This is a genomic window from Bacillus sp. CPT56D-587-MTF, assembly GCF_058792335.1.
Window position 1 is genome coordinate 1,567,040 of record NZ_JBYTEF010000001.1, and the last position, 19,243, is coordinate 1,586,282.

The following is a 19,243-nucleotide window of genomic DNA, read 5'->3' on the forward strand; positions in this document are numbered from 1 at the left end:
ATAATAAATGAGTGAGGTGCTTTTGTTAAAAGGTAACAACCTTATTTTTAAAATTAGAGGAGGTATAACTATGAACATTAACAATTTGATTGTTAAAAATATGGATAACCCCCATGAGTTGGAGAAGATGTATAGAAAAGATCCGAAAGCTTTTAAAAAAGCATTCTCACAAGCATGGGACCAAAACCCTGATTCTCAAGTTCTAGGTGCTTGGTATGAAAGGTTGCATTTCAAGGAGAAAGTAAATAAAGAAAAAACATCTTTGTTTCAAAAAGGTTTCTTATTCATGGGCCTTTTAGCTATTCTGGCCGGCATAAGCACCAGGATCATTTTCCACTTTGTTGAGCAGGAAGCAATTGCTCCAATTAACTTGGCTTTTGGTGTAATTCCCTTTATTGCTGCTTATTTTGTTTACAATAATACTCCGAAAAAAAGTATTATTTATTCCCTTGCAGCGTTGTTCCTAATTTCCGGGTATTATCTTAATACGCTGCTAGTAAATTATAAAGACAGTACCATACTTGCGTATTTACATCTTCCTATATTTTTATGGGTCTTAGTAGGGCTTGCATTTACAGGAAATGAATATTCAAAAGGCAGTACAAGATTAGCCTATATTAAATTTAATTTAGAATATTGTCTTCTCTACGGGAGCATGGCAGTGAGCGGAATGATACTTGCGGTATTCACCATGCGTTTATTTAGCTTTGTTGACTTAGATATAGGAGAATTCTATTTTAGTAATGTTGTTTTATTTGGAGCAGCGGCTCTCGCTATTGTGACTGCATACTTAGTATCAATGAATCTTAAGCTTGCTAAAAATATTACACCATACATATCTAAAATTTTTAGTCCTCTCGTCCTGATTACCTTGCTTATCTATCTTATAACGGTAATTTGGATCGGGAAAAATCCATTCTTGGATCGCAATTTCCTAATGGCCTTCAACGGAATACTGCTTGGCGTATTGGCTGTTACTATATTTTCTATCGTTGAGAGTGACTCGGACGAGAAAAAGAACATTTCAGATTATATAAATTTTTCCTTAATTGTTCTGGCGCTTATTATTGACACTGTCGCATTGTCAGCCATAGTATTCAGACTTTCTTCTTACGGGATTACACCTAATAGACTTGCTGTTTTAGGAGTAAACATACTGATTTGGGCAAATCTCATTTGGATTATGTTTGCCTATATGCGTTTCTTGCAAAATAAATCAGGACTAAAAGCTATCCAAGATGCCGTTACGAAGTATTTGCCAATATACGGACTTTGGGCAGCTTTCGTTATATTTACGTTTCCTATCATTTTTAATTAGAAAGGATCTGTTAATGCGGGAGTGGTGAGGGCTAATAATCATTGGGGGATGAACAAAACCCCCAATGATTAAAGTTTCACTTTATTACAATTGGTATTATTACGTTTGTAGTTTCGGTAATTTCATTTGTATTGATAAATAAGAAGCAAGTGTTGTATGTAATCTTTCCATAATAAAAACCGTCCCAAAATGGGACGGTTTTTATTATGCGTATTGCCGTTTTTTCTTAATAAGCAACAAAACTTGTGAAACAAAAGCTAGTACCGGTAACTCAATCAACGGTCCAATAACGAGTGCAAGTGCGATAAGAGGCTCGTCTGGAAAAGCTGTTACAGCGATAGCGAGTGCAACAGGTGAGTTTCTTGCTAACGTTGTTAAGCTTAGACTTACTGTATCTTTGTAAGATAAATGCATGATGCGCCCGATAAATTGTCCTAGTAAGAAATTAATGATGAAGAACAATAGAACAGGAACGAGTAATAATAAAACGACATTCATATTTTGCAGTAAATATTTACCTTGTGATGCAAACATCGCTACTATTGCTAAACTTAAAAATACAATTTGAGCAGAGCTGAAAAACGGAATGAGTTTATTCTCGAGAGTTTCAGCTTTTTTCATTTTATTCATAATGAACTTTGTAGCGTGTGCAAGTATAAATGGTAAGACGATTACGATAACAATACTTTCTACTAAAACAGAAATCGCTACAGTTTTCATGACACCAGCAAATAAAAATAAATAAATGGGAAGGAGCAGTACTTGCAAAATTAAATTTACAGGTAAAATTGCAGTAGAAAGTGCTACATTACCTTTCGCTATTTCAGTAAAGATTAAGTACCAATCTGTACATGGAGTAACCATTAACATTATAAATCCAACCCAAAGTGCTGGATGATCGGAAAGAAATAGTGCTCCTAACCCCCAAGCGAGTAAAGGTGTCCATAAGAAGTTAATAGTAAGACTTGTTCCAGCAAATTTTAAATTGCGAAATCCGTTTTTTATTTCTTTTAATGGAATGCTGAGGAATAATCCATATAGCATGAAAAATAAGAAGGGGACAATAAATTTGTCTGAATACGTATGTATCATATTAAATTGTCCGAGTACGATGCCGCATGTAACAGCAAAAAGAATAATAAAAGTTTGAATCTTTTCTATAGTGCTCATGAATAAATCCTTTCTATATATGAATTTTCCTCTCAAAGTTTATTATACAAGTAATAAAGATGTATTTGGTGTTCAATTGTATTTTAGTTAATATTTTTAATTTGAGATTTTATTTTTTATTAAAAGTTACTTGACTAAAGTAAGTGACTATATTACAATCACTTACATAAGGTAATTAAATAACAAAAAGTTGTGATAGCGTAACTTAAGGTATCTATTGGAACTTTTTCTTAGAATAAGAATTTTTATGATGATGAATAATGAATATGAAAAGAAAGATTAGGTGAAGAAAATGGGACTATTTAGCTCATTATTTGGTAAAAAAGAAGAAAATACGAATGTAGAGGGGAATAAAAAAATGTCAAAAGTATTATTTGTAAAAGCAAACGATCGTCCAGCGGAGCAAGCAGTTAGTTCAAAAATGTATGAAACATTTGTAAGTACTTATAAAGAAGCAAATCCAAATACAGAAATTACGGAATTAGATTTATTTGCATTAGATCTTCCTTATTACGGAAATATCGCGATTTCAGGTGGATATAAACGTAGCCAAGGCATGGAGTTAACTGCTGAAGAAGAGAAGGCAGTTGCTACAGTAGATCAATATTTAAATCAGTTTTTAGAAGCTGATAAGGTTGTATTTGCATTCCCATTATGGAACTTTACAGTACCAGCGCCATTAATCACATATATTTCATACTTATCTCAAGCTGGAAAAACGTTTAAATATACAGCGAATGGCCCAGAAGGTTTAGTTGGTGGTAAAAAAGTAGTTGTGTTAGGTGCTCGTGGTTCAGATTACTCTTCAGAGCAAATGGCTCCTATGGAAATGGCAGTTAATTACGTAACAACGGTACTTGGATTCTGGGGAATTACAAATCCAGAGACAGTTGTAATTGAAGGACACAATCAATATCCAGATCGTTCACAACAAATTGTTGAAGAAGGTCTAGAAAACGTTAAAAAAGTAGCAGCAAAATTTTAATTCATGATAGTAAATGGAAAAACCAACATGGATGACCATGTTGGTTTTTTAGTCTATTTTTCATGTTAAAAAATGTATATTTATAAAATAAAAGAAAAGTTCGAAAATAGTATTGCAAAATATTATATAGCAAACTATAATGAGTTCAAGAATAGTTGATACTTAAATTAAATATTCAGAAAATTCAATTAGTTAAAATTGGAAAATGAGATAAGGAAACTTGAATGGGGGGTTATATTATGGCGAATAAAGTACCGTTTTCGTTCATAGTAGTTATTGGATTAATGTTATTTGCACTATTTTTTGGAGCGGGAAATTTAATTTTCCCAGCGATGCTTGGTCAATCAGCAGGAGAGAATGTATGGATTGCTAACGCTGGATTTTTAGTAACTGGTGTTGGATTACCATTACTAGGTGTGCTAGCATTTGGTTTTTCAGGTAAAGATGATTTGCAGTCGTTAGCTAGTCGTGCTCACCCAGTGTTTGGGATTGTGTTTACAACAGTTTTATACTTAGCGATTGGTCCGTTATTTGCAATACCGAGAACAGGAAATGTTTCTTATGAAATTGGTCTTAAACCGTTTATGCCAGAAGGAGTAGGTTCTACACCTTTAATTCTTTTCACAATTATATTCTTTAGTATCACTTGTTTTTTTTCGCTAAATCCCGCGAAAATTGTCGATATTGTTGGAAAAATCTTAACACCAATTAAGTTGACTTTCATCGGTATTTTAGTAATCGTTGCTTTTATACATCCGATTGGAGATATGCAAGCACCAGTGGAAGCTTATACATCACATGCATTCTTTAAAGGATTCCAAGAAGGATACTTAACGATGGATACGCTTGCATCATTCGTATTCGGGATTATCATTATCAATGCTATTAAAGAAAAAGGTGCGAAAACGAAAACACAAATTATGGTCGTTTGTGCAAAAGCGACAATTATTGCAGCATCTATTTTAGCAATTATCTATACAGCACTTTCTTATATGGGTGCTTCAAGTGTTGCAAAGCTTGGACATTTAGAGAACGGCGGAGAAGTATTAGCGAAAGTTTCTAACTACTATTTCGGATCATATGGCGGAGTATTATTAGGATTAATGATTACAGTAGCTTGTTTAACAACTAGTGTGGGACTTGTATCAGCATGTTCTTCATTCTTCCATAAGTTATTCCCAAATGTTCCTTACAAAGCAATTGCAATCACGCTATGTGTATTTAGTGCAATTGTTGCAAATGTAGGATTAACACAGTTAATCGCAGTTTCTGTTCCAGTATTAACAGCAATTTATCCACTAGCAATCGTATTGATTTTCTTAACATTCTTCCATTCATTATTCAAAGGAAGAGCTGAAGTTTATCAAGTGAGCTTAATCGTAACATTTATCATCAGCTTATTCGATGGATTAAGTGCAGCTGGAGTTAACATTGAAGTAGTAAGCCAAGTGTTCACTAAATTCCTTCCGATGCAGGAAGTAGGATTAGGCTGGATCTTCCCAGCGATTATCGGTGGATTTATCGGATATGGACTTAGCATTTTAAAAGTGAAAAACCAAGTTCAACCAGCAACTAGAGCGGATAAGAAAATAGGTTAAATAAAAAAAGTTATAGAACTTGTTTCTATAGCTTTTTTTGTTACTATTAATAATGAGAAAAAATAAAGTAGTAGGGGAAATAAAATGAAAAAAACAATTGATCATATCGGAATCGCAGTTCGTGATATAGATAGTACGATACGTTTTTATGAAAATGTGTTACTAGGAACTTTAATAGATCGTTACGTAAGTGAAGTTCCTGGTGTGGAAAGCGAAGTAGCCATTCTTGAAGTGGATGGAGATAGAATTGAATTACTTGCACCGACGAATAATACGACATCTCCAATTGCCCGTTTTATTAAACAAAAAGGTAAAGGTGTTCATCACGTTGCGTATCGTGTCGATGATTTAGATGTGGCTCTAGAAGAGTTAAAAGAACAAGGTATTCGGACATTAGAGCATACACTACGCATTAATAAGCACGGTAGAAGGTTAATTTATCTTAACCCAGCGGATACTGAAGGAACGATTATCGAGTATTGTGATTATCCGGAAGAGAAATAGAAGAGGGATATTTTTTTAAAGGTGTTACGTAATAACGTAATACCTTTTTATTTATGTATTTCACATTTTCTTCACAAATGATTCACGATAACTTTTCTTCTTTGATAACTTACATAAATATATTTTATGATATAATAACAATCGACTTTAAAAATGTAAGTTGTATCTATCATAATAGTTACTATTATATTGGAAGTTTAGAGGTGGAAGAGAAATAAAGAGTTATACTTTCTAGAAGTTTATATTTAATCAGGTTAATATTTTGCCCAGAATCAAACTTTGGAAGTTAAAGTAATGAAAATAGAGCAATGAGGAAGAAAGAAGTGAAATGAGTGTGAAAGTAATGAGAAGATTAGGGACATGGCTATTACTTGTGTGTGTGCTTATCATATTGATCCCGCAAAGTGCATCTGCTCATGCGTACGTTGTGAAATCAAACCCTACTGAAAATGAAACATTGAAGAAAGCACCATCTGTTGTAAAAATCGAATTCGATGAGGACATACAAGTTTCACGTTTTAATACATTGTACGTGAGAGATACATCAGGTAAAAGGGTCGATTTAAAAGATGCTCATATTGATAAAAAAAATAAAAAACTATTAGAAGCCGGATTAAAAGAAAACCTCAAAAATGGTCTCTACTCTATTCAGTGGAAAGCTATTTCAGCTGATGGACATCCAATTCAAGGGGTTATTCCATTCCGTATTGGATTAGCGGAAGCGGAAACAGACGATGTACAAGTGGAAGAGATGGGGTATGTTCCGCAAATTGATATGATCATGGAACGTGGAATTTTATATACAAGTTTCTCACTATTTATAGGAGTGCTATTCTTTAATCTTATTATGTATAAAGGGAATGCAACCTCGGTTCGATTAAGGAGTAAGAACATAATATGGATCTCTTTATTTGGGATATTGATTAGCTTGTTATTCAATCTACCACTGCAAGCGAAAATAAATGCTGATGTTTCATGGCTAGAAGCATTCAACCCTTTACTATTAAAAGAAACATTACAGCTTTCTGTTTTTGGTTATGTATGGATTACTCAAATGGTTCTCATTAGTACGCTTATAATTGTTACGTATTTTGCGGTGAAGCAGGAGAAGTTTTCGTCGTTTAAAGTATGGAGTATTCCAATACTATTGTTTATAGGGTTACTTGTTATGAAGGCCTTTAATAGTCACGCATACGGTTTAAAGTTTAAAGACATTGCTGTCGTTATGGATTTTCTACATTTATTCGCAGCTTCATTATGGGTGGGTGGTTTATCATCTATTATTCTTCTTTTACGTAATGAGGATAACAAGTGGCATATGTATTGGGATATGATTAAGCGTTTTTCACCGTGGGCAACAGGTGCCGTCATCGTGATTTTAATAACAGGCCTTTTTAACAGTACATTTTTTATTCCAACAATCCACTCGTTATTTGATACGAAGTATGGATTGGCTTTATTAACAAAGATACTTTTATTCACTTTCATGGGGATATTGGGAATTATTCATTATGTGAACGGGAGAATGCGAGCGCAGCAAGGATTAGGTGCTACGGTGAAAGTAGAGTTTATCATTGGAATTATCATTTTCGTCATCGTAGCTTTTATGACAAACGTACAAACACCACCGATGCCTCCTACTGGACCTTTTACAGAGAGTAAACAATTAGATAATGGATATGAAATGACGCTAAATGTAAGTCCTAATAGAGTAGGACAAAATATATTCCATATTACTTTAAAGGATGAGAACGGACAACCCGTTACTGATATGGAACAAATTATATTAACGACTCAATCGTTAGATATGAATATGGGAAAAGGATCATTTAAAGTTTCGGCAGTTTCACCGGGAGAATATGAAGCAGAAGGTATGTATATTAACATGACAGGAAACTGGAATATACAAGTACATGGATTAACGAAATCGCTTGATAGCTTCGATACGGATTATAAATTTATTGTAGGTGGCAGATAAAGTGAAACTTTAAGCAGCCCTCATCAATTGGGCTACCCGGCGAATAGCGGGATAAAGAGTAGGTATAGATAAAAAGGAGCTAATTGAAAATGGAACGTATAAAAAAATTAGGAACAACAATGATCGCAACAGCAATTACAATGGGAATGTTTTCGTTACCTGTTAGTGCGCACGTTACTGTGAAGCCAGCAACTTCTGACATCGGTTCTTGGGAGACTTACACGATAAAAGTACCAGTTGAAAAGAATATAGCAACAACAAAAGTTACACTGAAAATACCGTCTGGTGTGGAATTCCAACAGTATGAACCAGTGCCAGGGTGGAAAATGGAAGAGCAGAAAGATAATGCCGGAAAAGTGAAAACTGTAGTATGGGAAGCAATAGGAGAAGGGATTTTACCCGGTCAGTTCCAGCGATTTACTTTCGTCGCTAAAAATCCGGATAAAGAACAAAAAATAGCTTGGGATGCATATCAACAATATAAAGACGGAGAAATTGTTGAATGGACAGGCGATGAGAAAGCTGAAAAACCGCATTCACTTACTACAATTGCAAAAGGTACGTCATTAACAGGAGAACATGGTGAAGTATCTAATGTAGAAAAGAATGAAGGTACCAGTAATATGCAATTTATAGCGATTGTTTTATCTATTTTGGCAATTGTATCTTCGGTAGGTGCGTGTGTTTTTGTAGTGCGTCGTAAAAAATAAGATATAAAAAAGAGCCTACAAATAGTAGGCTCTTTCTCATATTTATTTCACTTCAACCTGCTGCCTTACAGCAAGTGTTTTCGGCTTTATATTTACAAAACAAATGCTCACAACAATAAATAATAGGCCAATAAATAAGCTCATTGTAATGGCTTCATGTAAGAAGATTGAACTTACAATAATAGCGATACGAGGGGAATAAGGAATGTATAAGCCCCTACTTTACTCGCTTCACCAGCTCCAACGAGTGTGAAGTATGCAAGCCACCCCATTGCAATAACAAAGAATGAAATAAAGAGTAGTACACTAACAAATGGCATACTCCAAGCAATACTAGACCAACTTTCAAATTCTGAGCCAAATCCGATTAAACAAAGACCACCGATAAGAAGCTGAATTGTTACCATCCAAATGGCATTCACACGGTGACCAGTCTTCTTAATGAATACTGTGCCAAGTGCCCAGCCAATAGCGCATCCTAACGCGAGAAGGATTCCAATAACAGAAATATGTCCTGTTAAACTGCTTGAGCTAATAACACCTACACCAATAAATCCGAGAACAAGCCCGAAAATTTTCAAGCCGTACATTGATTCTTCAAGCCATATCCACGAGAAAATACCGAGTAAAACTGGTTGTAGAAATACAATGGCGGAAAATAACCCAGCAGGCATATATTGAAGACCAACAGTTTGTAACCCGTAAAATATAATGATGTTAAGTAAAGAAGAAATAACGTATAAATGCCACGTTTGTTTTAAATGTAATTCTTTATATTTGGGTAGAGCGAAAAGGAGTAAAATGAATCCTCCAATTAAAGTTCGAACGCCTGCAAATAAAACGGGTGGTGTATAATGCAGGGCAAACTTAGATAAAGGCCAATTGATTCCCCACATGAAAACGAGAAAGGTAAGGATTATGGCCGTCTTAGTTCGAGAAAGCTGTGTCACGGTAAGACCTCCTTGTTGTTATTCATTTCACTATGATATGATATCGAATGTAATAAATAAAATGAATCTTTTTTATAAGGAGTATAAGTGATTAGTTATGACTATTACACAACTGCAAGTATTAATAAAAACTATTGAGTTAGGTAGTTTTACGAAGGCTGCCAGGGTGTTAAATATGACGCAGCCAGCTGTAAGTCATGCCATTTCAAGTATTGAGTCAGAGTTAGGAGTTACGATTCTTATACGTGATAAACGACAAGGATTACTCGTTACGGATGTAGGAAACAGAATTCTTGTACATATTAGAGAGATTTTGAACGGTGTAGAGAAGATTGAACAAGAAGTTGCGATGGAGAAAGGACACGAAGTGGGGACGATTCGAATTGGGAGTTTTCCGAGTGCTTCTGCACATTTCTTACCGAAAATGATAAACCATTTTAAGGAGAAGTATCCGAGCTTAGAGGTCGTTCTTTGTGAAGGAACAATTAAAGAAGTTGAAGATTGGTTAATATCGAGGGTTGTTGATATAGGAATTGTTATTTTACCTAATAAAGAGATGGAGATTGTCCCGTTAACGAAGGGAAAAATGGTTGCTATCTTAAGAGAGGATCATCCTCTTTGTAAGAAGGACTCTATTACAATTCGTGATTTGGAGAATGAACCGATCATATTATGTAAGGGCGGATACGAACCACCCATCATTGATATGTTTAAACAAGCCAACGTACCACTTCGGGCTGAGTATGTAATTTCTACCGTTACTACAGCTTTAAATATGATTCAAGAAGGATTAGGCATTGCAATATTAGCTGAATTATCTTTAACGAATTTACCACAGAATGTGCAAACGAGAGAATTGGAACCGCAAGTATGGAGAGAAATTGCTTTAGCTGTTCCTTCATTAAAGGATTCTTCAATCGCTGTACAGCTATTTATTGAAGAATTTCAAGCGCTATTTGCAGAATAAAAAGGGGTGTCTCATATATCATAATGGGGCACTTTTTAATTTGCTTATAAAAAATCTATGAAAAGGATTGACTTATCTTTTAGTTGTAACTATAATGATTACATCTAGGTGGTGATTACGATGAAAATTAGTAGCCGCTTTTCCATAGCTGTTCATATTTTATCTATTTTAAAAAACAATCCATCTTCACTTTGTACTTCAGACTATATGGCTGAGAGTGTCAATACAAATCCAGTAGTCATTCGTAAAATCATGTCGTACTTGAAACAAGCTGGCTTTGTTTACGTAAATCGTGGACCGGGTGGCGCGGGATTACTAAAGGATTTACATGAAATCACATTGTTAGATGTGTATCATGCAGTGAACGTAGTCGAAGAAGACAAGCTATTTCATATTCACGAGCAACCGAATCCAGATTGTCCAATTGGGGCGAATATTCAAGCGGTGTTAGAAATTATTTTAATTCAAGCACAATCCGCGATGGAAGAAGTTTTGAGAAATATTACGATGGGGCAGTTGTTTGAAACTTTGCAAGAAAAAATGAATGCTTAAATAATATTTATATTTTTTTATCATTAATGTAACTTATTTGATTACAACGATAAGGTAAGGTGTAAAAGTTATGACTGTAAAAATGAAAGTATACTCAGATTTTATATGTCCGTTTTGTTTTTTAGCAAAAGGTCCATTAGATGAGGTAGCGAAAGAGAAAGATGTAGAGATTGAATGGATGCCATTTGAATTACGTCCAAGTCCATATTCAAAAATAGATCCATGGAATGAACCAGAAAAATTAGGTTCATGGGATGCTTTCATTCTTCCGACAGCGAAGAAGTTAGGAATTGATATGCGCTTGCCACGTGTTTCACCACATCCATATACACATTTAGCTTTCGAAGGATGTCAATTTGCGAAAGAACGTGGACTAGGTAATGAGTATCATCACCGCGTATTCACAGCATTTTTCCAAGAGGAGCAAAACATTGAAGATATTGATGTGTTAACAAAATTAGCGGTAGAAGTAGGACTTCCTGAGGCGGAATTTAAAGATGCTTTAGTAACTCGTAAATATAAAGAAAAGCATCAAGAAGCAATTCAACACGCATATGATGAAGCGAATATTATGGCTGTTCCAACTGTCATGATTGGAGATGAAGTCATTCAAGGGCTTGCTAGTAAAGAAACACTAGAAAGGGTCATTGATAAAGAAATTGAAAAGGATAAAACAAATTCATTTGAAGGTATGCAATGTAGTACCGATGGATATTGCTAATTCGCTTGTTATGAAATAACAAAATAAATTATAAAACAAACATTTGGAGGAATTAAAATGTCAGCAACTACAACAAACTTAAAAGAAGCAATCGTGAACCGCCGTTCAATTCGTAAAGTAACAAAAAACGATGCAATTACGAAAGAAAGAATTGAAGAAGTGTTAAAAACAGCTTTACACGCACCAACATCTTTCAATATGCAAAGTGGTCGTATGGTTGTATTAATGGATGGAGAGCATGAAAAGTTTTGGGATATCGTTAAAGAAACACTAAGAGCACGCGTACCAGCAGAAAACTTTGAAGCGACTGTAGAAAGACTAAAAGGCTTCCATGCAGGTGTAGGAACAGTTCTATTCTTTGAAGATCAAGCAACTGTAGAAAAAATGCAAGAAAATGCCCCATTATACAAAGATCAGTTCCCATTCTGGTCTCATCAAGGAAATGCGATGTTACAACATACTGTGTGGATGCTATTATCTGCTGAAGGAATTGGGGCGTCATTACAACATTACAACCCAATCGTAGATGCTGAAGTGAAAGAAACTTGGAACATTCCGGCAGAGTGGAGCTTAGTAGGTCAAATGCCATTTGGTGAACCAAACGAACAACCAGCAGAAAGAACGTTCTTGCCTACTGAAGATGTAGTGAAATTTTATTAAGAAATACAATATGTAACGAGAAGGAAGCTGTGCTTAAAAACAGCTTCCTTTTTTGTAGTGGTGTTAATTTATGCGCATTTAGGGAAGAAATATAAGAAATAATACGGTGAGAAGGGAATTAGAAAAATGAATGATGAGAAAAAATATACAGTGGTAGGTACTGATGTTGAGGAAGTAAAGCGTTTAAATAAAAATTCAGGATTAACGTATAATCAAGTGAAAGAAATGTTAGCAAAGCAAATGCAAAAAAAGAAGTAATTAGATTGAAATCTTTCATTTTTTCATTTAGCATTTTGATTGGAGAGAGTTAAGTAAAAGGTAACTCTCTTTTTTGTATAGCTAAGCATCTTATAGAGTGGAGGAAGCAACATGAAGAAATGGGTAAAGGTAACGCTGTCTATCACTGGAGGCATTGTCTTATTAGCGTGTGCCGGCGGATATTACGTGTATAAAAATTATTTTCCAAAGGAACCTGAGCGTATTGTATATGATAAAGAAAGAGTGCTACAACCGATACATAATCAGCTTAAAGGAATCAATATAGAAAATGTAAAGATAAAAGAAAGAGAAGTCGTAAATGCGACTGTAGATGAGCTTCAAAAAATGATTGATGATGGAAAGTTGTCATATGAAGAATTAACGAGTATTTATCTCTTTAGAATACAAGAACATGATCAAAATGGAATAACATTAAATTCTGTTACAGAGATAAATCCTAATGCGATGGAAGAAGCAAGAAAGTTAGATCAAGAGCGGGGTAGAAACAAAAATTCGAATTTATATGGTATTCCTGTCGTTGTAAAAGATAATGTACAGACGGAAAAAGTGATGCCGACTAGTGCAGGAACTTATGTATTAAAAGATTGGATTGCAGATCAAGACGCAACAATTGTGAAGCAGTTGAAAGGAGAAGGAGCATTTGTTTTAGGAAAAGCGAATATGTCTGAGTGGGCGAACTATTTATCTTTTACAATGCCAAGCGGGTATAGCGGGAAGAAAGGACAAAATTTAAACCCGTACGGTCCGATTACATTCGATACTTCAGGATCAAGTTCAGGATCTGCTACAGTAGTTGCAGCAGATTTTGCGCCGCTTGCAATTGGAACAGAAACGACGGGATCGATTGTTGCACCAGCGGCGCAGCAATCAGTAGTTGGGTTACGTCCATCTTTAGGTATGGTAAGTAGAACAGGAATTATTCCATTAGCTGAAACTCTTGATACAGCAGGACCTATGGCAAGAACAGTAAAAGATGTAGCAACGTTATTTAATGCAATGATAGGTTATGACGAAAAAGATGTTATGACAGAAAAAATGAAAGATAAAGAAAGAATTGATTATACAAAGGATTTATCAATAGATGGATTAAAAGGGAAAAAGATAGGGCTTCTTTTTTCTGTAGACCAACAAGATGAAAATAGAAAAGTAGTAGTAGAAAAAATTAGAAAAGACCTTCAAGATGCAGGTGCGATATTAACTGATAATATCCAGTTAAGTGCTGAGGGTGTAGATAATTTGCAAACATTAGAATATGAGTTCAAGCATAATGTAAACGACTATCTTTCACAGCAAAAGAATGTACCGGTAAAATCGTTAGAAGAGATTATAGCGTTTAATAAAAAGGATAGTAAAAGACGAATAAAATACGGACAAACATTAATTGAAGGGTCTGAAAAATCTGCTATAACGAAAGAAGAGTTTGAAAACGTAGTGCAAACGAGTCAAGAAAATGCAAGAAAAGAGCTAGATAGGTATTTAGTAGAAAAAGGTTTGGATGCTCTAGTTATGATTAATAACGATGAAGTCCTTCTATCAGCTGTAGCTGGTTATCCGGAATTAGCGGTTCCTGCTGGATATGATAAAAATGGAGAACCAATCGGTGTAGTGTTTGTAGGGAAACAGTTTGGTGAAAAAGAGCTTTTCAATATTGGATATGCGTATGAACAGCAGTCCAAAAATAGAAAATCACCTAGTTTATAAAAGATTATATGAAAAATAACTGCCACCGAAATTATGTTGGTGGATTCCAGTTAAACGAATCTAACAATATGAAAAGAAAAGAAGGATTCTTCTCAATTAGTAAGAAAGATTGTCTATAGGAGTTCATAAAATGTAATATATTCAATTTCCATCCATTGAAGGGGGAGGTTAATTCTTAATGAATGAAGTAAAGAGTTTTTTTCGAAGTAGAGGGTTTCAACGGTTTCTCGTTTTAATAATAGTAGCGCTTGTATTATACGCATTAAAAAGTATGATTAATTTAATATTAATTACGTTTATACTGACGTTTTTAATGGATCGATTTCAACGTTTTATTTCAAGAAAATTGAAAGTAAACCGGAAAATTGTTATTGCATGTTTATATATAATACTAGTTTCCTTTATAGGCACAACATTATATAAATATTTACCTGTGCTGACGATACAAATTTCACAATTAATTTATCAATTTAAACTGTTTTTTCAAAATCCACCTGATAATGAAATCGTTAAATATGCACTTTCGACAATTAATGGGATGGAAGTATCAAAATATATAGAACAAGGTGTAGACGTCATATACCAATCAATAGCAAATATAGGGAAGGTAAGTTTGCAAATATTATTATCTCTAATTTTAAGCTTATTTTTCTTATTAGAAAAAGAGCGTATTATTACATTTACATCAAAGTTTAAAGATAGTAAGTTAAAAATCTTTTATGAAGAAATTGCATATTTTGGTGAAAGATTTGCAAGATCGTTCGGCAAAGTAATTGAGGCTCAGTTTTTAATTGCCGTTGTAAATTGTATTCTTACTGTCATTGCATTAATCGTTTTAGGATTTCCACAGCTACTTGTATTAGCTGTTATGATTTTCTTACTAGGGTTGATTCCTGTTGCAGGTGTGATTATTTCTTTGTTTCCACTTTGTATCATTGCTTACAACGTAGGCGGAGTTATGTACGTAGTATACATACTCGTATTCATAACAGTAATCCATGCTCTTGAAAGTTATTTTTTAAATCCGAAGTTTATGTCTGCAAAAACAAATTTACCAATATTCTACACATTTATGATTCTTATCTTCTCAGAGCATTTCCTTGGAATATGGGGGCTTATTATCGGGATACCAATCTTTATCTTTTTATTAGATGTACTTGATATAAATAATGAGGATGCGACTAAAAAATAAGAAATGATAGAAAATCACTAAAAAGTCATAGGAGATAATGAAAATAAAAAGCAATCCAAAATAAATTGGATTGCTTTTTATCTTAATTAAAGAACCGGAGCCATTGTTTCTTTCAATACTTGAACAGAGTGGTCGAATTTTAATTCTTCATCTTCACTTAATTCAACCTCTAAAATTTCACGAACACCGCCGCGATTTAAAACAGCAGGTACCCCGATATAAACATCTTTTTGACCGTATTGACCTTCTAAGTAAGCTGATACAGTTAATACACTATTTTCGTCGTTTAAAATTGCTTTTGTAACACGTAGAAGTGACATACCGATACCATAATAAGTTGCGCCTTTACGCTCAATAATATGGTAAGCTGCATCACGGACGTTTATGAAAATTTTGTCTAAATCTTCTTGATTATACGTGTTGTCTTTTTCAAGCAGTGTTTGTAGTTTTTGGATACCAACGGAAACATGGCTCCAAACTGGAAGTTCAGTATCGCCGTGTTCTCCGATAATATAAGCGTGAATGTTGTGTGGACCAATATCGAAGTACTCACCTAACATATAGCGGAAACGAGCGGAATCAAGCGTTGTACCAGAACCGATTACACGTTCTTTCGGTAAACCAGATTCTTTCCAAGTTACGTAAGTTAAAATATCTACAGGGTTTGTTGCGATTAAGAAGATGCCATCAAATCCGCTATCCATAATACTGCGAACGATTTGTTTGAAGATTTTAGCGTTTTTCTCAACTAAATCTAAACGTGTTTCGCCTGGTTTTTGTGGTAATCCAGCTGTAATAACTACAAGGTCAGCATCTTTACAATCTTCGTAGCTGCCTTTCCATACTCTAGTTGGAGCTGGTGCGAATGGAACAGCATGACTTAAGTCCATTGCTTCCCCTTCAGCTTTTGCCTCATTTACATCGACTAAAACAAATTCTTCAGCTACAGCCTGGTTAATCATGCAGTAAGCATAACTACATCCAACTGCTCCTGTTCCTACTAATACAACACGGTTAATACCTTTTTTCATTTCAAAATTCCTCGCAATTTCATTGATTTTATTATGTAAGATAATACGTCTTACTTCTATAGAGTCATATCTAGTTTATTACATTTTATAAAAGATATTCAAGTATTTGAAAATGTATCCGTGCAAATCCGCGAACAAAACATAGGAATTCAGTGAACCGAATATAATTCAGTAAAATCCTTTGTAAAAGGGGAAATGGCATGGGGAATCCATTAGCAATGGAAGAAATGCTTCATATTATTCATGCAGGGCTTGTTAAAAAGAATAACCCAAAACGGATTACGATTGCAGGTGCAGGGATTTCTGGATTAGTTGCAGGTTCTTTATTAAAAGAGGCTGGGCACGAAGTAACGATTATAGAAGCAAATAACAGAATAGGTGGCAGAGTGTATACGATTCGGGAACCATTTAGTGTGGGTTTATATTTTAATGCGGGACCGATGAGAATCCCTGACACCCATAAGTTAACCTTAGCGTATATTCATAAATTTAAACTACCTTTAAACCTTTTTATAAATAAAACTTTTGCAGATATCATTTATACGAATAACATTCAAACGAGATTGAATGTGTTTGAAAATGATCCAAGTGTACTTGAATATCCGGTTTTGGATAAAGAAAGAGGAAAAACGGCAGAAGAGCTAATGATTGAAGTATTAGAACCAATACTAAATTACATTAAGAAGGATCCTGATAAAAACTGGCTTATCGTTGAAAAAAAGTATAAAACGTATTCGCTTGGTTCATTTTTAATGGAGTATTATTCAGATGGTGCGATAGATATGATTGGGGTACTTCTTGATATGGAAGCTTATATGGGAATGTCCTTAATTGAAGTATTACGTGAAATGATTTTCTTTACTTCAACAACGAAATATTATGAAATAACTGGTGGAATGGATAAGTTATCGAATGCATTCTTACCACAATTAAGGGAACATATTTTAATGCCGTATAAGGTTGATAAAATTATACAAGAAGATAATAAAGTAATGTTACAAGGAAATCATGAACAAACGTTAGAGCAATTTACAATAACAAGTGATTTTGCTATTATTACAATTCCATTTTCAGCGTTAAGATTTGTAGAAGTTCAGCCATACTATTTATTCTCTTATTTTAAAAAAAGAGCAATTCGTGAATTAAATTATATTGCTGCAACTAAAATTGCAATAGAGTTTAAAAGTAGATTTTGGGAGAAAGCGGGACAGTGTGGCGGTAAATCTATTACTGATTTACCGATACGGTTTACATACTATCCGAGTTATGGCATTCATACTCCAGGACCAGCTATCGTTATAGCAAGTTATACGTGGGCAGATGAGGCGTTAACATGGGATAGTCTCCCGCAAAGAGATCGTATTCGGTACGCATTAAAAAATTTAGCGGAAATATACGGTGACATCGTCTATAGTGAGTTTGTCACTGGAACATCTTTTAGCTGGAGTAAAAATCCGTATTCTTGCGGTGCATTTACAGCTTTCGAACCAGGCCAAGAGCTCGAGTTATTTCCGTATATTACACCACCATCTGGAAAAGTACATTTTGCAGGAGAGCATACGACATTAACACATGGATGGATGCAAGGGGCAATTGAGTCTGGAGTTAGAGTTGCATATGAAGTAAATGAACAGTGAATCTCTTATATTTACAAATGGTCATTCTTTTAATAAAATGATAAATATAAATCGTAATTATTACGCTTTGAATACATTTGAAGTAAAGAAATGGATGGTCGGTTGAATGAATAAAGTGGAGATTCATATATTAGGTGGTTTTTTAGGTAGTGGAAAATCAACATTATTACAAAATTTATTGTTAGCAGAGAAAAAGAAGAATAGAAAAGTTGCAGTATTAATGAATGAAATTGGTGAATACTCAGTAGATACAGATATTATTGGAAAAGAGAATGTTTTAAGAGAACTTCTTAAAGGATGTATTTGTTGTACGTTAAAAGAAGAGCTTGAAATACAATTACATTCGTTATACCAACAAGAAAGACCAGATGTAATTTATATAGAAACGACAGGTGTTGCGCATCCAATTGAAGTGTTAGACGCGTGTGTCTCGCCAATTTTAGCTCCTTTTCTGGAAGTGAAATCAATTGTAGTCGTTTTAGATGCAGTAAGGTGGTTAAATCGAAGTATATTAAGTGCAAATGTACAACAGCTATTGCATGAGCAACTGAAATTTGGTAGTCACATTCTTGTTAATAAAGCAGATTTACTAACAGATGAAGATAAGAATACAGTATTTGAAGAAGTAAAGGCAATAAATGATCATGCGAAAATGTATGAGACAAAGTATTGTAATATATCTTTAAAAGATATAGAAGAAGCAGAATTTCCAAATGATGAGGAACACGAGACACTACATGTCAAACAGCATTTACATATACAAACAATGACATATCAATTTACGAAACCGATTGATCAAGACAAATTATATGAATGGCTTTCGAATTTACCAGATAGTATTTATCGAGTGAAAGGTTTTGTGAAATTCCATGGAGATAAATACCCTCACCTATTCCAATATTCGTTCGGAGTACCAACTTTATTAGAACAAGACTTCGGTTTCCCGACAAACTTAGTAGTAATAGGAGAAGGACTAGATAAGAAACAATTGGCTGAAGGGTTAGAGAAAGTAGAACTTAACTCTAATTAAGGGGAAAAGACTAACTTAAAAATAAGTTAGTCTTTTTGTATGGTCATTACTGAAATGAAACAGTATTTTCAATTGGATTGCAGAATATATATTGATTGTATGTCCGTTTCCATTACATAGGAAGGTGATTATATATTTGTGCCGAATGTAGAGGGTACTACAAGAGTTTTCCATTATCTATCGAATTAGTTAGTCATGATTACGGACAGGGGATTTTGGCGTGTTTGATTCTATCAGAAAGTAAAGTATGGGGAGGATCA

17 protein-coding genes and 1 pseudogene are annotated in these 19,243 nt (G+C 34.4%); 15 read left to right on the plus strand and 3 right to left on the minus strand.

Annotated features, from left to right (window positions below; translation table 11 throughout):
• The first annotated feature begins 70 nt into the window (after positions 1–70).
• Positions 71–1,318, plus strand: a complete 1,248-nt coding sequence (locus AC3WVZ_RS08165) for a DUF4153 domain-containing protein (protein WP_233936267.1) — start codon at positions 71–73, stop codon at positions 1,316–1,318.
• Between the two features lie 204 nt (positions 1,319–1,522).
• On the opposite strand, the gene AC3WVZ_RS08170 is transcribed toward AC3WVZ_RS08165, so the two are convergent.
• On the minus strand, positions 1,523–2,488 hold the full coding sequence (locus AC3WVZ_RS08170; RefSeq protein ID WP_000103809.1) for an arsenic resistance protein: 966 nt from the start codon (positions 2,486–2,488) through the stop codon (positions 1,523–1,525).
• A 292-nt stretch (positions 2,489–2,780) separates the two neighbouring features.
• Here AC3WVZ_RS08170 and AC3WVZ_RS08175 point away from each other — a divergent pair, with 292 nt between their 5' ends.
• The 5 genes from AC3WVZ_RS08175 to AC3WVZ_RS08195 all read left to right on the plus strand — a co-directional run bounded on the left by AC3WVZ_RS08175 (position 2,781) and on the right by AC3WVZ_RS08195 (position 8,263).
• On the plus strand, positions 2,781–3,473 hold the full coding sequence (locus tag AC3WVZ_RS08175) for an FMN-dependent NADH-azoreductase (RefSeq protein ID WP_000522528.1): 693 nt from the start codon (positions 2,781–2,783) through the stop codon (positions 3,471–3,473).
• Positions 3,474–3,712: 239 nt separating this feature from the next.
• Complete coding sequence (brnQ, locus tag AC3WVZ_RS08180; protein ID WP_001284786.1) at positions 3,713–5,071, plus strand: branched-chain amino acid transport system II carrier protein; 1,359 nt, start codon at positions 3,713–3,715, stop codon at positions 5,069–5,071.
• 84 nt (positions 5,072–5,155) lie between these two features.
• A complete protein-coding gene (locus tag AC3WVZ_RS08185) occupies positions 5,156–5,575 on the plus strand; it encodes a VOC family protein (protein ID WP_063219856.1) in 420 nt (139 codons plus the stop codon).
• A 328-nt stretch (positions 5,576–5,903) separates the two neighbouring features.
• Complete coding sequence (locus AC3WVZ_RS08190; RefSeq protein WP_233936268.1) at positions 5,904–7,553, plus strand: copper resistance CopC/CopD family protein; 1,650 nt, start codon at positions 5,904–5,906, stop codon at positions 7,551–7,553.
• 89 nt (positions 7,554–7,642) lie between these two features.
• Positions 7,643–8,263, plus strand: a complete 621-nt coding sequence (locus AC3WVZ_RS08195; RefSeq protein WP_048538801.1) for a YcnI family copper-binding membrane protein — start codon at positions 7,643–7,645, stop codon at positions 8,261–8,263.
• 42 nt (positions 8,264–8,305) lie between these two features.
• Here AC3WVZ_RS08195 and AC3WVZ_RS08200 read toward each other — a convergent pair.
• Positions 8,306–9,213, minus strand: a pseudogene (locus AC3WVZ_RS08200) (DMT family transporter).
• Between the two features lie 97 nt (positions 9,214–9,310).
• On the opposite strand from AC3WVZ_RS08200, the gene AC3WVZ_RS08205 reads away from it, so the two are divergent.
• The 7 genes from AC3WVZ_RS08205 to AC3WVZ_RS08235 all read left to right on the plus strand — a co-directional run bounded on the left by AC3WVZ_RS08205 (position 9,311) and on the right by AC3WVZ_RS08235 (position 15,285).
• Positions 9,311–10,180: a LysR family transcriptional regulator gene (locus tag AC3WVZ_RS08205; protein ID WP_000156743.1), complete on the plus strand. Its 870-nt coding sequence runs from the start codon at positions 9,311–9,313 to the stop codon at positions 10,178–10,180.
• 120 nt (positions 10,181–10,300) lie between these two features.
• Positions 10,301–10,732, plus strand: a complete 432-nt coding sequence (locus tag AC3WVZ_RS08210) for an Rrf2 family transcriptional regulator (RefSeq protein WP_000704073.1) — start codon at positions 10,301–10,303, stop codon at positions 10,730–10,732.
• Positions 10,733–10,802: 70 nt separating this feature from the next.
• Positions 10,803–11,453 (plus strand): DsbA family oxidoreductase, encoded by a 651-nt coding sequence (locus AC3WVZ_RS08215; protein WP_233936270.1) that lies wholly within the window; start codon positions 10,803–10,805, stop codon positions 11,451–11,453.
• A gap of 57 nt (positions 11,454–11,510) precedes the next feature.
• The gene (locus AC3WVZ_RS08220; protein ID WP_001277021.1) at positions 11,511–12,113 is read left to right on the plus strand and encodes a nitroreductase family protein; all 603 of its coding nucleotides are present in this window, start codon (positions 11,511–11,513) and stop codon (positions 12,111–12,113) included.
• 126 nt (positions 12,114–12,239) lie between these two features.
• Entirely contained in the window at positions 12,240–12,371 is a 132-nt protein-coding gene (locus AC3WVZ_RS08225; RefSeq protein WP_000997344.1) for a hypothetical protein, read from the plus strand.
• A gap of 111 nt (positions 12,372–12,482) precedes the next feature.
• Positions 12,483–14,093 (plus strand): amidase family protein, encoded by a 1,611-nt coding sequence (locus tag AC3WVZ_RS08230; RefSeq protein ID WP_063219858.1) that lies wholly within the window; start codon positions 12,483–12,485, stop codon positions 14,091–14,093.
• 178 nt (positions 14,094–14,271) lie between these two features.
• Complete coding sequence (locus tag AC3WVZ_RS08235; RefSeq protein ID WP_001006597.1) at positions 14,272–15,285, plus strand: AI-2E family transporter; 1,014 nt, start codon at positions 14,272–14,274, stop codon at positions 15,283–15,285.
• Between the two features lie 86 nt (positions 15,286–15,371).
• On the opposite strand, the gene AC3WVZ_RS08240 is transcribed toward AC3WVZ_RS08235, so the two are convergent.
• Entirely contained in the window at positions 15,372–16,316 is a 945-nt protein-coding gene (locus tag AC3WVZ_RS08240; protein WP_000715321.1) for an L-lactate dehydrogenase, read from the minus strand.
• Positions 16,317–16,516: 200 nt separating this feature from the next.
• Here AC3WVZ_RS08240 and AC3WVZ_RS08245 point away from each other — a divergent pair, with 200 nt between their 5' ends.
• A complete protein-coding gene (locus AC3WVZ_RS08245; protein ID WP_000528002.1) occupies positions 16,517–17,953 on the plus strand; it encodes a flavin monoamine oxidase family protein in 1,437 nt (478 codons plus the stop codon).
• Between the two features lie 106 nt (positions 17,954–18,059).
• A complete protein-coding gene (locus AC3WVZ_RS08250; RefSeq protein ID WP_001044939.1) occupies positions 18,060–18,983 on the plus strand; it encodes a CobW family GTP-binding protein in 924 nt (307 codons plus the stop codon).
• Positions 18,984–19,243 lie beyond the last annotated feature (260 nt).

Bases quoted from the DNA above. Each gene is read 5' to 3' on its own strand.
- AC3WVZ_RS08205 (WP_000156743.1), top strand. From the start codon at position 9,311: ATGACTATTACACAACTGCAAGTATTAATAAAAACTATTGAGTTAGGT.
- AC3WVZ_RS08230 (WP_063219858.1), top strand. From the start codon at position 12,483: ATGAAGAAATGGGTAAAGGTAACGCTGTCTATCACTGGAGGCATTGTC.
- brnQ (WP_001284786.1), top strand. From the start codon at position 3,713: ATGGCGAATAAAGTACCGTTTTCGTTCATAGTAGTTATTGGATTAATG.
- AC3WVZ_RS08215 (WP_233936270.1), top strand. From the start codon at position 10,803: ATGACTGTAAAAATGAAAGTATACTCAGATTTTATATGTCCGTTTTGT.
- AC3WVZ_RS08220 (WP_001277021.1), top strand. From the start codon at position 11,511: ATGTCAGCAACTACAACAAACTTAAAAGAAGCAATCGTGAACCGCCGT.
- AC3WVZ_RS08235 (WP_001006597.1), top strand. From the start codon at position 14,272: ATGAATGAAGTAAAGAGTTTTTTTCGAAGTAGAGGGTTTCAACGGTTT.
- AC3WVZ_RS08240 (WP_000715321.1), bottom strand. From the start codon at position 16,316: ATGAAAAAAGGTATTAACCGTGTTGTATTAGTAGGAACAGGAGCAGTT.
- AC3WVZ_RS08245 (WP_000528002.1), top strand. From the start codon at position 16,517: ATGGGGAATCCATTAGCAATGGAAGAAATGCTTCATATTATTCATGCA.
- AC3WVZ_RS08165 (WP_233936267.1), top strand. From the start codon at position 71: ATGAACATTAACAATTTGATTGTTAAAAATATGGATAACCCCCATGAG.
- AC3WVZ_RS08195 (WP_048538801.1), top strand. From the start codon at position 7,643: ATGGAACGTATAAAAAAATTAGGAACAACAATGATCGCAACAGCAATT.
- AC3WVZ_RS08225 (WP_000997344.1), top strand. From the start codon at position 12,240: ATGAATGATGAGAAAAAATATACAGTGGTAGGTACTGATGTTGAGGAA.
- AC3WVZ_RS08250 (WP_001044939.1), top strand. From the start codon at position 18,060: ATGAATAAAGTGGAGATTCATATATTAGGTGGTTTTTTAGGTAGTGGA.
- AC3WVZ_RS08190 (WP_233936268.1), top strand. From the start codon at position 5,904: ATGAGTGTGAAAGTAATGAGAAGATTAGGGACATGGCTATTACTTGTG.
- AC3WVZ_RS08210 (WP_000704073.1), top strand. From the start codon at position 10,301: ATGAAAATTAGTAGCCGCTTTTCCATAGCTGTTCATATTTTATCTATT.
- AC3WVZ_RS08170 (WP_000103809.1), bottom strand. From the start codon at position 2,488: ATGAGCACTATAGAAAAGATTCAAACTTTTATTATTCTTTTTGCTGTT.
- AC3WVZ_RS08185 (WP_063219856.1), top strand. From the start codon at position 5,156: ATGAAAAAAACAATTGATCATATCGGAATCGCAGTTCGTGATATAGAT.
- AC3WVZ_RS08175 (WP_000522528.1), top strand. From the start codon at position 2,781: ATGGGACTATTTAGCTCATTATTTGGTAAAAAAGAAGAAAATACGAAT.